The 14390-nt window shown below is 68.8% G+C and carries 15 protein-coding genes and 2 pseudogenes; 11 read left to right on the forward strand and 6 right to left on the reverse strand.

What is annotated here, in order from left to right:
- Positions 1–4 precede the first annotated feature (4 nt).
- From ACIOKD_RS35460 to ACIOKD_RS35480, 5 genes are all read left to right on the forward strand, one after another.
- Positions 5–769 (forward strand): amidohydrolase family protein, encoded by a 765-nt coding sequence (locus ACIOKD_RS35460; RefSeq protein ID WP_402092073.1) that lies wholly within the window; start codon positions 5–7, stop codon positions 767–769.
- Positions 766–1260, forward strand: coding sequence for a cytidine deaminase (locus ACIOKD_RS35465; protein ID WP_402092074.1), 495 nt, complete (start codon positions 766–768; stop codon positions 1258–1260). The genes ACIOKD_RS35460 and ACIOKD_RS35465 overlap by 4 nt, the downstream gene beginning before the upstream one ends.
- 85 nt (positions 1261–1345) lie before the next feature.
- Complete coding sequence (locus ACIOKD_RS35470; protein WP_402092075.1) at positions 1346–2248, forward strand: creatininase family protein; 903 nt, start codon at positions 1346–1348, stop codon at positions 2246–2248.
- Positions 2245–2877 carry a cyclase family protein gene (locus ACIOKD_RS35475; RefSeq protein ID WP_402092077.1) on the forward strand — a complete coding sequence of 211 codons (633 nt, stop codon included), beginning with the start codon at positions 2245–2247 and terminating at the stop codon, positions 2875–2877. Before ACIOKD_RS35470 ends, ACIOKD_RS35475 begins: the two co-directional genes overlap by 4 nt.
- 2 nt (positions 2878–2879) lie before the next feature.
- Entirely contained in the window at positions 2880–4409 is a 1530-nt protein-coding gene (locus tag ACIOKD_RS35480) for a gamma-glutamyltransferase (protein WP_402092078.1), read from the forward strand.
- Between the two features lie 360 nt (positions 4410–4769).
- Here ACIOKD_RS35480 and ACIOKD_RS35485 read toward each other — a convergent pair whose 3' ends face one another.
- Positions 4770–5252, reverse strand: a complete 483-nt coding sequence (locus ACIOKD_RS35485) for a tyrosine-type recombinase/integrase (protein ID WP_402092079.1) — start codon at positions 5250–5252, stop codon at positions 4770–4772.
- Between the two features lie 184 nt (positions 5253–5436).
- On the reverse strand, positions 5437–6042 hold the full coding sequence (locus tag ACIOKD_RS35490) for a hypothetical protein (RefSeq protein ID WP_402092080.1): 606 nt from the start codon (positions 6040–6042) through the stop codon (positions 5437–5439).
- 65 nt (positions 6043–6107) lie between these two features.
- Between ACIOKD_RS35490 and ACIOKD_RS35495 the strand changes: the two are divergent.
- Positions 6108–6239: pseudogene (locus ACIOKD_RS35495) on the forward strand (transposase); the annotation flags it as partial.
- 82 nt (positions 6240–6321) lie between these two features.
- Positions 6322–6657, forward strand: coding sequence for a hypothetical protein (locus ACIOKD_RS35500; RefSeq protein WP_402092081.1), 336 nt, complete (start codon positions 6322–6324; stop codon positions 6655–6657).
- A gap of 18 nt (positions 6658–6675) precedes the next feature.
- Here the strand turns inward: ACIOKD_RS35500 and ACIOKD_RS35505 are convergent, their stop codons facing one another.
- Genes ACIOKD_RS35505 through ACIOKD_RS35515 form a run of 3 tightly spaced genes read right to left on the reverse strand, consistent with a single transcriptional unit; the run spans position 6676 to position 10085 of the window.
- The gene (locus tag ACIOKD_RS35505; protein WP_402092082.1) at positions 6676–8814 is read right to left on the reverse strand and encodes a tyrosine-type recombinase/integrase; all 2139 of its coding nucleotides are present in this window, start codon (positions 8812–8814) and stop codon (positions 6676–6678) included.
- A gap of 42 nt (positions 8815–8856) precedes the next feature.
- Complete coding sequence (locus tag ACIOKD_RS35510; protein ID WP_402092083.1) at positions 8857–9015, reverse strand: hypothetical protein; 159 nt, start codon at positions 9013–9015, stop codon at positions 8857–8859.
- Positions 9012–10085: a tyrosine-type recombinase/integrase gene (locus tag ACIOKD_RS35515; RefSeq protein WP_402092085.1), complete on the reverse strand. Its 1074-nt coding sequence runs from the start codon at positions 10083–10085 to the stop codon at positions 9012–9014. The genes ACIOKD_RS35510 and ACIOKD_RS35515 overlap by 4 nt, the downstream gene beginning before the upstream one ends.
- Positions 10086–10626: 541 nt before the next feature.
- Between ACIOKD_RS35515 and ACIOKD_RS35520 the strand changes: the two are divergent.
- Positions 10627–11027, forward strand: a pseudogene (locus ACIOKD_RS35520) (transposase); the annotation flags it as partial.
- A gap of 107 nt (positions 11028–11134) precedes the next feature.
- Here ACIOKD_RS35520 and ACIOKD_RS35525 read toward each other — a convergent pair.
- On the reverse strand, positions 11135–11551 hold the full coding sequence (locus tag ACIOKD_RS35525; RefSeq protein WP_402092086.1) for a MarR family winged helix-turn-helix transcriptional regulator: 417 nt from the start codon (positions 11549–11551) through the stop codon (positions 11135–11137).
- 108 nt (positions 11552–11659) lie between these two features.
- Between ACIOKD_RS35525 and ACIOKD_RS35530 the strand changes: the two genes are divergently transcribed.
- The 3 genes from ACIOKD_RS35530 (at position 11660) to ACIOKD_RS35540 (ending at position 14299) form a co-directional block, all read left to right on the forward strand.
- The gene (locus ACIOKD_RS35530) at positions 11660–12571 is read left to right on the forward strand and encodes an alpha/beta hydrolase (protein WP_402092088.1); all 912 of its coding nucleotides are present in this window, start codon (positions 11660–11662) and stop codon (positions 12569–12571) included.
- An 8-nt stretch (positions 12572–12579) separates the two neighbouring features.
- Positions 12580–12966, forward strand: coding sequence for a PPOX class F420-dependent oxidoreductase (locus ACIOKD_RS35535; protein ID WP_402092090.1), 387 nt, complete (start codon positions 12580–12582; stop codon positions 12964–12966).
- Positions 12967–13177: 211 nt separating this feature from the next.
- Complete coding sequence (locus ACIOKD_RS35540) at positions 13178–14299, forward strand: IS630 family transposase (protein ID WP_402092092.1); 1122 nt, start codon at positions 13178–13180, stop codon at positions 14297–14299.
- The last annotated feature ends 91 nt before the right edge of the window (positions 14300–14390 follow it).

Consider the following 14390-nt stretch of genomic DNA (forward strand, 5'->3'; position numbering starts at 1 on the left):
CCTGGTGATCATCGACGCGTACAACACGACCCAGGACGTCCGGGGACGGTCGGACTACCTCACCGGCGTCCGCAAGGGCCAGGCGCCGCCGCCGTACACCCCGTTCGAGCCCCGGCGCATCCTGGACCGGATGGACGCCGCCGGCGTCGACATGGCCATGGTCTGCTCGCTCGCCCAGCGCATCGAGAACGACTTCATCAGTTCCCTGGTCGCCGCCCACCCCGACCGCTTCTTCGGGTTCGGGCAGGTCCTCCCGCAGGCCGACGACGCCATCGAGGAGATCGACCGGATGGCCGACGCCGGCCTGGTCGGTCTCAAGCTCCACCCCAGCCTGCACGGCTACCACGTCGCCGACCACGGCCTGCTGGACCCGCTGTTCGAGGCCTGCGCGCGACGCGGACTGATGGTCCTGGTCAACGCCCTGGACGACTCCTTCTGCGCCCCGCTGGCCATCGAGGAGATCGCCCGCGACCACCCCGGCGTGCCCACGATCATCGCCCACATGGGCGCGGTGTGGAATGTTCCCGAGGCGATCATCGTCGCCGAGCGGCAGCCCCACGTGTACCTGGAGACCTCGGCGACGCTGATGAGCGACGTGAAGCGGGCCTACGCCCGACTGGGGCCGGAGAAGATCCTCCTGGGCAGCGAGTGGCCCGGCTCCGACTTCGACCTGGAGCGTATGAAGATCGCGAAGGCGATACCGGACGAGAAGGACCGCGCGCTCGTCGAGGGCGGCAACATGGCCCGTCTGCTCGGGATCACCGCGTGAGTGCCCCGCTTTCCGGCAGGGCGCTCTCCGCTACGGCGCCCGCCGGCATCGCGCGTGTCGCCGTGCCCGCGTCCATGAGCGAGGACGACGTCGAACTGCTCGTACTGGCACAGGAGTTGCTGGCCCGCGTCTGGCGTGACGGCCGGCACGAGGTGGCGTCGGCGGTGCGCACGGCCGACGGGGCCGTACACACCGGGGTCCACCTCGAAGGCTCCTGCCGGCGCAGCTCCATCTGCGCCGAGGGCGTCGCGCTGGGAGCGGCCCGCGCGGCGTACCCCGGAGAACAGCCGCTGTCCGTCACCGCGGTCGTATCCGTCCAGATCAAGCCCGCCGGACGGTTCCGGGTGATCGCGCCGTGCGGGGTGTGCCGGGAACTGATCAGCGACTACAGCCCGGACGCGACGGTTTGGATCACCACGGTCGAGGAGAACGAGGTCGTCCCGGTCCGGGCCCTCGACCTGCTGCCGGACAAAAGCCGGCGGGTCTGGTGACAGCCGGTTGCACAGCACACCCGCAGACACCTGACTGCCGAGACGTACGTGTGCTGACACCTGGCCCGAGGAAGAAGGAAACACCATGACACCAGCCGTCCCCGATCCCGCCGGGCAGCCCGTCCCCACCGGCCCGGACCTTCCCACTGCCCCGGGGATACCCACCGGCCTGGACGTCCCCGCCCTCGCCGCCGAACTCGGCGGTTCCGGAGCCCCCGTGCTGTGGGAGGAACTGACCTGGCAGCAGGCGGAGACCACCGCCGCCGCCCAGAACGCCGTGATCATCCCCGTCGGCGCCACCGAACAGCACGGCCCGCACCTCCCGTTGGCCGTCGACACGCTCATCTGCCGTGCCGTCGCCCTCGGCGTGTCCGCCCTCACCGGCGTGCCGGTGGTGCCACCGCTCAGCTTCGGCGTCTCCGCCTCCCACGGCGACTTCGGCGGCACGGTCGCCCTTCGCCCGGAGACGATGATCGCCGTGGTCGAGGACGTCATCGACTCCTTGTACGCCTCCGGAGTACGGCAGTTCATCCTGCTCAACGGGCACATCTGGAACAACGGTGCGCTCGACGTGTCCGCGGAGAAGCTGAGGGTCCGTCACCGCGACGCGCGCGTGCGAGCCCTGGGCTACGTGACGATGTACCCGGGCCCCGAGGTCGACGGGCATGTCCAGTACGGCCGGGCGCTGATGCACGCCAACTTCTTCGAGACCTCGGTCATGCTCCACCTCCACCCCGAACTCGTACGGATGGACGAGGCGACCTCGCACATCGACGTGGACTCCTTCTGGGACTACCGGATGGACCAGGTCAGCGAGACCGGGGTCTGGGGCCGTGACGTGACCGACGCCGACGCGAAGCACGGTGGCGAGGAGTTCGACCGCTGCCTGCTCACCACCGCCCGAGCGGTGTCGGCCGCCGTGAGCGAACCGTGGCCCGACCCGACCCACCGTCCCGACCCGACCCGCCGTCCTGGAGCCACCGCGTGAAGATCTACGACATCACCCTGCCCATCCACCCCGAGATGCTGCACTGGGGACGCAAGCCCGAGGTCGAGGTCGTGGAGTCCCTCGCCCACGGCGACGCCTCCAACGTCACGCGGTGGCGGCTCGGCGCCCACACCGGCACCCATGTCGACGCCCCTGCCCACTTCCGCGACGGCGCCACTCCCATCGACGAGGTGTCCCTGTACTCGCTGGTCGGTCCCGCCCTCGTCATCGACCTCACCCACGTAGAGGGCGACGTGGAACCGCACCACCTGGAAGAAGGCGGGGCGACCGGACACACCCGCGTCCTGCTCAAGACCTCCAACTCCGCGGGCCCTCTCAAGGAGACCGAGCGCGCCCCGCAGTGGGTGGGCCTGTCTCCGAAAGCCGCCGACTGGCTGATCGAGCACGAGGTCGAACTCGTCGGCATCGACTACCTCACCATCGAGAGCCACCACCGCACCGACACCTGGGACGTCCACCACTCCCTGCTGGGCGCGGGCGTGCTCATCCTGGAGAACGCGGACCTCGACCAGGTGCCCGCCGGCACCTACGAGCTGACCTGCCTGCCCACGAAACTGGTCGGCGCCGACGGTTCCTTCGCCCGCGCCATCCTCACCACCCGGGACTGACCGTGGCCACGATCGCGATCGCCGCACCCCACCCCGCCGCTGTCGAGGCGGCGCGCCAGGTGACCGCCGCCGGCGGCGGCCTGATCGACGCCGCGCTCGCTGCCGCAGCCGCGCTCACGGTGGCGTACCCGCACCAGTGCTCCATCGGCGGCGACCTCGTCGCCCTGTTCCGCGACGGCGCACAGGGCACGGTCCGCTCGGTGCTCTCGGCAGGAGCCGCCGCGGCGGCCACCGACCCCGCGCCGCTGCGGGCGGCGGGCGACAGGATGCCGGCCGGTGGCCCGCTCACCGTGACCGTCCCCGGAGTGGTCGCCGGGTGGGCGGAACTCGCCCGTCTGGGGGCACGACTGCCGCTCGCCCGGAGCCTCGCGCCGGCCATCGCCCTGGCCGATGGCGGAGTCCCGGTGAGCGAGGGCCTGGCGCGGGCGATCCGCAACCGCCTCGGCGTCGTACGGGCCGACGCGGGGCTGTCGGCACTGCTGCTGGACACGGCGGGAGCCCCACTGCCCGTCGGAGCCACCCTCACCCAGCCGGCACTCGCCGCGACCCTGCGGGAACTCTCCGACGACTGGCGCCACTTCTACACCGGGCCGACCGCCCGTCGCCTGGTGGCAGGTCTGCGCGAACGCGGCAGCCTGCTCGACGCGACGGACTTCGCCGGCCACCGTGCGCAGAACACCGCACCGCTCAGTGCGACCGCGAACGGCGTCACCTGGTGGGTGGCCCCGCCGCCCAGTCAGGGCGCTTCTCTGCTGGCCGTACTCGCACGCCGGGCGGACCGGGCGACCGACCCGCCGGCCGATCCGCTGACCGCCGCCCGACAGGCGGAACTGAGCCGGGACGCGCTTCTCGGCGACCCCCGGACGGGCACAGTGGACATCGACGGCCTGCTGCTGCGCGCGGAGCGTGATGTCGCCGCGCTGCCCTCCGGTCCCAGACCGGCCGGGGACACAGTCGCCGTCACCGCCGTCGACGACGAGGGCAACGCGGTCACCCTGATCCAGAGCGTGTTCCAGAGTTTCGGATCCGGCATAGCCGACCCGGCCACCGGCATCGTGCTCCACAACCGCGGATCGGCGTTCAGCCTGGACCCGGCACACCCGGGGGCGCTGCGGCCCGGGGCACGGCCGCCGCACACGCTGTGCCCGGCGCTCGCCACCGCCCCGGGACGTGTCGTGGCCCTGGGCTGCCAGGGCGGCAGGGCCCAGGCGTGGATCCTGTCCCAGGTGGCCGAGGACCTGCTCGACGCCCCGGACCCGGAAGCCGTGCTCGCCCGCCCCCGGTGGGTCATCGGCTCCCGCGATCTGAACCGTCCGTACCCCACCCTCGTCCTGGAGCCCGGCACCCCGGACGCCGGCCACCTGACCGTCGTCGCGCACCGCCTGGGTATGGAGGTGGCCGGGACGGCAGGACCGCACGACGAGGCGGGCCACGTACAGACGGCCCGACTGCGCGGAGACGAGGTCGACGCGGCGACCGACCCCCGGGCGGACGGCACGACAGCTGTCCTCACTGGCTCGGCGCTTCGATGAGTCCGTGCTTCTCTTCCCGGTGAGTGTTCGGGCCGGCCGGCCCGAACGGTGGGGGATGGCGTGCACCCCCGCCGTGGCGTGTTCACGCGGCGCAAGACGAAGTTGACGCGACAGCGTGGCTGGACATCTCGCCCTGAAGCCCTGAAGCCTTGAGTCCTGAAACCGCGGAGCCCAGGGGTTCGGGTCACGGCTGTCGATCCGGGGGTGGGTGGCTGGTGAACCACTCCGGGTTCGATAGGGGACTCGATCAGTTGAGAGGATCGAGTCATGGCACGCCCTTCCCCTTACGATGGTCGCGGGGCACCACGATGACGTCCTCGCGAAACGTCGGATCGACCGTCGGCGATGCCAGCAGTGCGGTCAGCACCTCCAGCCGGTCGGTAGCCGTGCGTGTCGGGGTGCTGCCGCTCGGGACCAGAGGGAGGCAGCAGTTGAAGGGCCGTCACTCTCCCTCCCCCCAACCGCGTTCAGAGCGGCGATGAACTGCGGGGAGTGCTGGTCGGGGTGCCCGTAGACCTCCTCGACGGTCCGTGCGGAGGCCCAGTTCCCGGCAACCTTGGCGACCATCGGGTCGTTGCCGGAGAGGCCGAGGATCTTGGAGGTTGTTGTGTGCCGGAAGGTGTGGGGCTTGATCCGGCCGGGCAGTTCGGCCCGGCGGCCGGCCCTGCGCAGCATCCCGCGGGCCCCGTCCGCTGTCCATGGCTCGCCGAGGTTGGGGCCTGCCAGATGGATCAGCAGCATCCCGTGCCTGGTGGCGTGCTTCCTGTATTCCGTCGTCATGTAGGCGAAGTAGCTGCTGACCATTGCCGGGCTGACCCGGTAGATCTCGCCGCCGCAGATCACGCCGTCGCGCAGCCACCATTCCGGCTTGCTCTTCGCCGCCGCGCGGTTCGGGTTGCCCCACCGGTGGCAGACGTGGGCATGCGTTTCAGGCAGTCCCCGCAGGCCGCGTTGTCCCGCAGGTGCAGGTCGGACAGGTGCAGCCCGGTCAGGCCGCCGATCCGCAGCGTTGTGTCCGACAGCCACGTCACGACCATCGCGTCGCGGCGGTGTTCACCACCTCTAATAGCTCCGGCCTCGCCCCGTCGGGCAACATCTTGGGGTGTCGGCGGCGCGTGCCCTGCTTCGGCGCCAGCCAATTCGCCGGCACCGAGGTCATCGCGTGCCCCAGCAGGGCCCGGTCCCGGCCCTGCTGGGTGGGCAGCCGCCGCGTCTCCAGTGCGGCCCGTAGGTCGTCGTTCACTCCGTGCTTGGCGCACTGGTGCAGGTAGAAGCCCTTCAGACACGCCGCCGCGGTCTGGAGCCCCGACTGGCCGTACGGCTTCTTCGGCGGCATCCGCCACGGCGGTCCGAACGGCATCGGCACCCTCGCCCCGACCGCCCTCATGTACCGGTGCAAGTCCAGCAGTGTCACCTTCTCCGTGCCCAGCCCTTCACGTATCCGCCACCGCAGGTGGTCGACCAGCGTGTATGCGTAGGTCTTCTGTGTCCCCGACCCCTCGTACGTCCGCAGGGAACTGTCCACCTCCTCGTCCACCGAGCTGTCCGGCCAGACGATCGTGTACGACCACCCGCCACCGGCCCGCTTCACCGGCTGTACGCGGATGTCCTCCAGGACCAACTCGCTTCGCACACGGCCTCCCGCCCCTCATCCCGTACGTCGGACAGGAAACGGTGACGATCAGTAAATAGACACGCGTGCACCCGCGGACCGCTCCATCGAGGGAACCGGTCACTCGAAGCACGCTCGGTAAAATCGTCGACGCGATCCGCTACGTCGTCGACACCGGCTGTAAGTGGCGGGCCCTGCCCCGCGATTTCCCGCCCTTTCTGTGGAATCTGTTTTGTCAAGTTGATGCGGGTTCGCCCTGGCTGCTGGAATGATCTGTGTGCTGTCCGTTGCCTTGGGGGCGTGGTGAAGGACTGGATCTCGCAGAGTGAGCACGACCGAATCGCCGAGAAGGCCATGATGTGGGAGCGTGCTCGTCAGAGGTGGCTGGCTGAAAGAGACGCCGACAAGGCGGAGTTGTGCCGAACGCAGGGTGAGGGGTGGCTGTTCCATCTTCACACCTGGGACCCGTCACGACCGTTGGGGCAGTGGACGCAGCCCAAGCGTGTCATCTCCGACGAGGAAGCACAGAGCATCGAAGATGCTGAGGCTCTGGCCAAGCTCCGCAAGAAGGTTGAGCGCACCCCGTACCGCCCTGTCTATCGAGGCGGCTTGCCGACCCTTGGCAAACACCGCTGAGCTGGCTGCGGCAGTCCATTACAGCGAGGCGCCATCCGTTCCGGGCTTGCGGTTGCGGACCTCCACGATGGGCAGCAACGTCGCGGTGGCCGGGACGCCGATCTGGCGGGGTGTCCGTCCAGCCGGAGTGGGGACGTCGGTGAGCCGATCCAGGAGATGATCGAGGGCGGCCTGGCCGTCGTCGACGGCAGCGCGTTCGTAGTCGGTAAGAGGGATGCTGACCAGCATCTTCTGCAGGTTCTCTTTCGCCTCCAGCAGCTGGCCCTTGCTGGAGTCCTTGGGCGTGTAGAAGTCGCAACGCGCGCAGGCCATCCGGTGCTGGCACTGCTCGAAGAAGGTGTAGGTGCAGTGCCCGTGGCCGAGGTCGTAGTACTGCCACGGTTCGCCCGACGCGGCAGCTCCGGAGGTGACCGCGTCCCGGTCGACCAGGACCTCGATGGTGCGGACGTTGCGCTCGAAGTACCCGGCGTCGTTGTAGGCCCTGGCCAGCGTGTTCGGTGTGATCTTGGCGTAGTGGGCAGTGGCTTCGGGAGTTCGATGCCCGAGCCATTCCTGCAGCTCGAACAAGGTCATCGGCTCCTTGGCGTTGTAGAGCTGGCTGGCGATGGTCGAGCGGGCCCGGTGGTTGGTGATGTTTCCGCGAACGTCGGCGGTGGGGACGCCGGCCTTGCGGCAGAGCATCCGGATGATCGTCTCGTTGATGTAGTGCTTGAAGACCCGGCGGGCGCGGAAGGCGAACAGAAAGTCCGCGTGCTCGTTGGTCTTCTGGTCGAGGAGGGCGGGCTGATCGGGCCGGACAGTCTGCCAGGCCTTGATCGCCTGCCCCAGTAGCGGGTCGACGGGTTTAGTGAATGCCGTGCCGGTCTTGTGGGTCGGGACGTCGAGCAGGCAGACCGCGTCGCGGGCCAGGACATCGCCGGAGTCACCGGGGATCGGCATGCCGTCGTGCTGCCAGCGGATGCAACCGACGCGGAGCCGGGCGACTTCGTCGCTGCGTTGCCCAGCGAACAGCCAGGTCAGAGTGATGGCCCGGATCAACTCGGCCGGGTAGGTGCGGCCGTCCGCGGTCGGCAGGTCGTCGGACTCGACGTTCAGCCCAGCCCACAACAGCTTGGCCCAGATATCGTCCGCTATCACGCGCGGGTCGGGACCCATAAGGGCCTGAACACTGCGAGGCGTCCTCAGCGCGTGAGCAGGGTTGAACCGTTGCGGAATCCACTCCCATTCGTGCAGGTCACGGAAGAACGCGCGGGGCACTTTCAGGTAGCCGGACTTCGCCTGCGCTGTCAGCGGCTTGCCGATGCGACCCTGTGATCGCATACCCGCCGTCCACTGCGAGTAGTCGCCGACCGTCATGCGGTCGACGGCCGCGACCCAGGACGCGCAGGTCTGGCGGGTCCAGTGTTCCGGCGCGGTGACGTCGGGGTGTTCGGCGGCCAGCCAGCGTCCGATCTTCGCGAGCACACTCCGATAGCTCGCGCGGACCTTCGGCGTCAGCGTCGAGGTCGCGTGCCAGCGTTCGACCCAGTCCGCCCAAGCTCCTGAAGTGCCCTCGATCGCCGTGGGCCCCGGGCCGTGGCGGGGGCGCGGCGGCGGGTCGGTGTGCCCGAGAGCGGCAACGGCGCGGTGGATCCCGTGCAGGTCGCTGACCCATTCGCTCTCCTGCATGGCCGCCGACGCGCGGATCGCGGCCAGGGCTGAGCTGGACAGATCATCCAAGCGGGGGCTGCGGTTCAGCAGCAGGACCTGGCAGACAGCGGAGACGAGGCGTTCGGGACGGCGCTGGTAGCCCCAGTCCCCGAGGACCGTGAGGATCTTCCCGACCGCGTCGTCAACTGCGGTCTCGCCGAAAACCCGGTGGGCAAGCGTGGGCCGCTGAAAGCGTCCGACCTGCTCGAACGCGGTGAAGCCGCCGAGGAGGTAGGCGTAGGCGATCACGAACGGGCGCGCGTTCGGGCCGATCTGGCCGCCCCACCGGTGCCGGAACTCGGCCCCGGAACGGTCGATCAGGTCGGCCCAGTCCTGGTCCGACCAGCCCCAGTAGCTGCGGCCGAGTGCACCGCAGCGGATCAGGACCAGACCGGCCGCGTCCCGGGCGAAACGTCGCTGGTTGCCAGCTCCCGGCGCCCACTGGAGGCAGTCCCGGGCGTGGGCCAACGGCTCGACCAGTCGCTGCGGGGCTGCCTGCGGCGTCAGTCCCTAGCGTCTGAACTGCTTGATCTCCAGGGCGGCGAGCGCCTTCGCCTCGGCGCCGGTCACCAGGGCTCGCCGGTCGTATCGGGCCAGGTCAAGCGGCCACGGCCAACTGACAGCTGGCCGCCCGCCGCCGGAGGCGGACGAGCTTGTCGTCGCTGTCACTGGCCGTTCACCCCGCCCGGGTGGCCAGCACGGGTGAGCATGTCGATGCGCCAGGAGTGGATCTGCTGCATGCCGCGGTTCAGCTTCTCCGCCAGGTCTCGTCCGGACAAGTGGATATAGGTCATGGTCGACTCGGTGTGGCGGTGGCCGGCGAACGTCGCGATGGCGTGCAGTTCCCAGCCCATGCGGGCCAGGTCGGTCAGGCAGAGGTGGCGGGTGGTGTGGGTGGAGAAGCGCGGCAGGTCTGCGGCCAGGGCGACGCGGCGGATCACCTTCGACCAGGTCCACAGGCTCAGCGGCTGCCCGTGGTTACGGCGCGACTCCGACAGGAACAGAGGGCCGCGTGCCCGGCTGATCGTGGCCCGATGCGTGAGGTAGCCGGACAGCAGCACGCCGGTCGGCGCGGAGTACGGGACCACGCGCTCGCGGCGGGTCTTCGTCGTTTCCGCTCTGACCCGAAGCGTGCGGTGGGCCGGATCGACATCCTCGGTACGCAGCGAGCACAACTCCTCTCGACGCAGAGCTGCGTCGTAGGCCAGGGCGAGCATCACCCGGTTCCGTACGGGCTCCTGGCGCACGACGTCCAGCAGGTCGAGCCACTGCTGTTCGCTGGGGATCCACGGCAACTTGACCAGGCGAGGCACCAACCCGCGCTCGTGGTTGCCGAACTTCCGGCCTGGCGTGTAGCGGCCGCGGCCGACCGGGTTCGACTCCCGCAGTCCCTCCTCGATCAGGTAGTCGTAGAACAGGCGGACCGGTACCAGTCGTTGCTGCAGCGTCGCATTCGCCAGACCTGCCCCCGAGTCCAGGGCGACGACGTTGGCTCCCCGGCGGCTCGGCCGCGTGGACAGGTCCTTCACGAACGCGGCCACGTGCAGCCGCCCCGCCGTCACCGGGTCGACGTCGTCCCGCTCGCAGATCAGCAGGTACTCGGCCAGGCCCCACGCGTAGGCGTCGATCGTCCTCGGAGCCCTTCCAAGATCCGTCCACACCCGCAGCCACTCGGCCGCGCGCTCATGCCGGCCAAGGACCGGCCACTTCTCCTCCAGCACCACCGCGCTGCCCAACACGCCTCCTCAGCCCATGGGGACGCCGCAGGATACGAGATGGCTCCTGCGGTGTCTGATTCCACGTAACTGATAGGCGGACCTGCTACGGCTTCATGGCCCGGTGGGCTGCTGCCGGCATCATCGGGCAGATCCGTGACCAGCTTCGCAAGCGGATCCGCCGTGAGATGGGCCGGGCGCCCGGCGCGGTCGCCACCGTGATCGACTCCCAGTTCGTCAAAGCCGTGCAGGGCATGCGTCTCTTTAATGGAAGGGCTCGATGGCCCGACATCCGATTAGCCGTTCATGACCCCAGCGACCTGCGAGGGCTCCCGGTCTTGATCGGAGTTGGTGACTCCCGAGCACGTAAGAGGTAGTCCCCGCAGAGGGCTTGGACCACGATCATCATCGGCGATCAAGTGATCGTTCTCGATGCCGACGGCGAGCGCCGGCACACGTCAGTCTTCTTTGAGGGCTCAAGGCCCGGATCAACGGAGGACGTCGTGCTGACGCCGGCGATCGGCATCGAGGAGGTGTTTCAACGAGCTCAGCTCTCGCCCATTAGATTAACGGGCGCAAGCGGCACCTGGTCGTGGACACCAAGGGCCTGCCGCTGTTCGTGATGGTCACCCGGCCGACATGACCGACCGCGACGCGGCCAAGGAAGTCCTGTTCCGGCTGCGGCTGATGCACCCCGAGATCACCATTGTCTGGGCCGACTCCGGCTATGCCGGAAAGCCCGTGACCTGGGCAAAGACTCACCTCGGCCGCACCCTCAAAACCGTCAGCCGGCCGAAGGACGCCGTCGGGTTCGTCATCCTGCCCCGCCGCTGGGTCGTTGAACGCTCCCTCGCCCGGATCATGCACGCCCGCCGTCGCGCCCGGGACTACGAACGGCTCATCCAGCGCTCGGAATCACTGATCACCTGGGCGGCGATCACCATCATGACCAGGTGCATCACCCGCCGAAGCTCCCGCAGGAACGGGCAGCCGGCACCCCGCGAACTGGTCCGGGACTGACCGGTTCCAAGGACAGCGTCCTCTCCTTGCCACGATCACTCGCGCATACCGGCTCACGCGGGCAAGTCGAGCATCGCTTTGAGGATGCGTTGCAGCTCAGCGCGGTCCTGGGGGGTAACCCTCGCCAGCCTGCGGTCGTACTCCGCCGCGAGGGCTGCAAGTGCTCGATCGCGTGCTTTCGTGCCCTCGTCGGTCAGTACGAGCCGGTGACGCCGCAGGTCCGCTTCGTCGATCTCGCGGCGGATGAAGCCCTTGGCGACGAGGTTGCGGACGTAGACCGTCACGCTCGCCTTGGGCAGCAGCAGCGCGGTCGCGATCTCGGCCGGGTACGGCGATGCCTCCACCTCGGCCAGGACGAAGAACTCCTTCGTCTCCAACCCGAGCTCGGCCAGATCCTCCGTGCAGGCATCCATGACGACTGTCAGCAGCCGCTGGTTCAGCGTCCACAGCTGCGCCCCGTCGACCGACATGCGATCCTCCGTTCCAGGTGGTACAGTTTCGTATTAGTTTCAGATCGTACAAGATATCGTCTTGTACTGGACTCTTATGGAACAACAATCTCGCGAAGGAGGCCAGCCATGATCCAGCACCTCACCATCCCGCGCGGTCCCATCAACCTCGCCGCGGACCTCCACCTGCCCGACAACGCCGACGGCGGCGCACCGCTGCCCGCCGTGGTGCTCTCCACCCCCGGCAGCAGCGTCAAGGAGCAGATCGGCGCCAACTACGCCTCCCGTCTCGCCGCCCACGGCATCGCGGCGCTCGTCCTCGACCCCGCCCACCAGGGCCAGAGCGAGGGCGAGCCCCGCGACCTCGAAGACCCCTACCGCCGAGGCGAGGACATCTCCTACGCCATCGACGCGCTCACCACGACCCCCGGCATCGACCCGCAGCGCATCGGCGTCCTCGGCATCTGCGCCGGTGGCGGCTACGCCGTCCACACCGCCCGCACGGACCACCGCATCAAAGCGGTCGGCACGGTCGTCCCCGTCAACATCGGCCACGCGTTCCGCAGCTTCTCCGGCGGTCCGGCCGCAGCACTCGACCCCCTCGCGGACGCACGGACCGAAGAGGCCCGCTCCGGCGAGACGACCCGCGTGAACTGGCTGCCCGACACCCTTGAGGACGCCGCGGCAGCGGGCCTGACCGACATCGACACCACTCAGGCCGTCGCCTACTACCGCACCGAGCGCGGTGGCAACGAACACTCCACGAACCAGCGCCTCCTGCGCAGCGACTCCCTCCTGCTGGGCTATGACGCCTTCCACTTGGCCGATCAGCTCATGACCCAGCCCCTGCAGGTCGTCCTCGCAGGGCGCATCGGCAACACCGGCTCCTACGACATGGGCATGCAGCTGTGGAAGCTGGCCCCCGACCCCGTCGACCTCATGGTGATCGACGGCGCCGGCCACTACGAGATGTACGACGAACCCGCATACGTCGACGCCGCCGTCGAACGACTCACCAGCTTCTACGCGAACAACCTGTGACTGCGGGCATGGACGACGCCTCACTGGACCGGCTCAGTACGGGCAAGTATCTGCTGGTCACCAGCTACCGCAGGAACGGCACCCCGGTCGCCACCCCCGTCTGGGTGGTGCGTGACGGCGACGCGCTCGGCGTCTGGACGGCCGCGGACTCCTGGAAGGTCAAGCGGATCCGGGCCCGCGCCGATGTCCTCGTCGGCCCCTGCGATCTACGCGGCAATTCGACGGGCAACCAGGTTCCCGCCACCGCCGAGATCTGCGACGCCGCCACCACGGCCCGCTATCGGAAGCTCATCGCCCGCAAGTACGGCATCATCGGCCGCCTCAGCCTCCTCGGCAGCCGACTGCGCCGAGGTGAGGCCGGAACGCTCGGCATCCGGGTGACGCCGACGCCGTGACGCGCATGCCGAGCGCGGCGAGTGCATGCTGGTCGCTGTCGAGCGCCGAGTGGACCTCGGCCGCCGTCCGGTTCTCGCGGATCGCTGCGACTACTCCAGACAGTTCTGGCATCTTTGCCCGCACTCGATGCGCCGGTTCAGCCATCCGGCGAAGGCAGCCAACAAGCTTACGACTAGTGTCCTGCGCCAGTAGTTGCTCGTTAGTAGGTGTGTGACTACTGCTGCTGGTGCGTCAGTTCCTCGTCGGGGCCCGAAGTTGGAGCCGTTGCTGTTGTCCGTCGAGGAGCGGGCGGAGTTGGAACGATGGACGCGTCGGGCGACATGGGCCCAGGCCCTGGCCTTGCGGGCGCGGATTGTCCTGGCGTGTGCGGGCCCTGAGGTGCCACCGATCGTCGTGGTCGCCCGGGATTTGCGGGTGGCCGCGGACACGGTCCGCAAGTGGCGGCGGCGCTTCCTCGCCGAGCGGCTGGACGGGCTGGTCGACGAGCCCAGGCCGGGCCGGCCGCCCACCATCAGCGTCGACCAGGTGGAGGCGGTGGTGGTCACCACGCTGGAACAGCTGCCGAAGAACGCCACCCACTGGTCCAGGAAATCGATGGCCCAGCACAGCGGCCTGTCGAAGTCGACCGTGGGCCGGATCTGGCGACAGCTCCAGCTCAGGCCGCATCTGGCGAACACCTTCAAGCTGTCGACAGACCCGCTGTTCGTGGAAAAGGTCTACGACGTCGTCGGCCTGTACTTCAACCCGCCCGAAGGTGCGGTGGTGCTCTCGGTGGACGAGAAGTCCCAGATCCAGGCCCTGGACCGGTCCCAGCCGGTGCTGCCGATAATGCCGGGCATGCCCGAGCGGCGCACTCACGGCTACGTCCGCAACGGCCTGACCACCCTTTTTGCCGCGTTCGACGTCGCGACCGGTGAAGTCATCACGGCCCTGCACCGTCGGCACCGGGCCGTGGAGTTCAAGAAGTTCCTGATCCGGATCGACAAGACGGTGCCCGCGCACCTGCAGGTCCACCTGATCGTGGACAACTACGGCACCCACAAGACCCCAGCGATCAGGGCCTGGCTGGCCAAACACCCGCGCTTTGAACTGCACTTCACCCCGACCGGGTCCTCCTGGATCAACCAGGTCGAGCGGTGGTTCGGTTACCTGGCCCACCAGATGATCCGCCGCGGCGCACACAAGAACATCCAAGCCCTCGAAGCCGACATCCGGGCATGGGTCAAGGACTGGAACGAAAACCCCAAGCCGTTCATCTGGACCAAGACAGCAGAAGAGATCCTCGACTCCCTCGCCCGCCTCTGCCGACGGATCTCTGGCGCAGGACACTAGGGCCTGTGTGACGTCGTGATCAATCTCGGGTTTTGGTCCCGTGCGTGGGTAGGACCTGGTAGGACGATGGGTGTGACACGTAGGCAACTCA

This window comes from Streptomyces sp. NPDC087844, from assembly GCF_044742785.1.
Classification (GTDB): domain Bacteria; phylum Actinomycetota; class Actinomycetes; order Streptomycetales; family Streptomycetaceae; genus Streptomyces.

Bases quoted from the DNA above. Each gene is read 5' to 3' on its own strand.
- ACIOKD_RS35470 (WP_402092075.1), top strand. From the start codon at position 1,346: ATGACACCAGCCGTCCCCGATCCCGCCGGGCAGCCCGTCCCCACCGGC.
- ACIOKD_RS35525 (WP_402092086.1), bottom strand. From the start codon at position 11,551: ATGTCGGTCGACGGGGCGCAGCTGTGGACGCTGAACCAGCGGCTGCTG.
- ACIOKD_RS35530 (WP_402092088.1), top strand. From the start codon at position 11,660: ATGATCCAGCACCTCACCATCCCGCGCGGTCCCATCAACCTCGCCGCG.
- ACIOKD_RS35535 (WP_402092090.1), top strand. From the start codon at position 12,580: ATGGACGACGCCTCACTGGACCGGCTCAGTACGGGCAAGTATCTGCTG.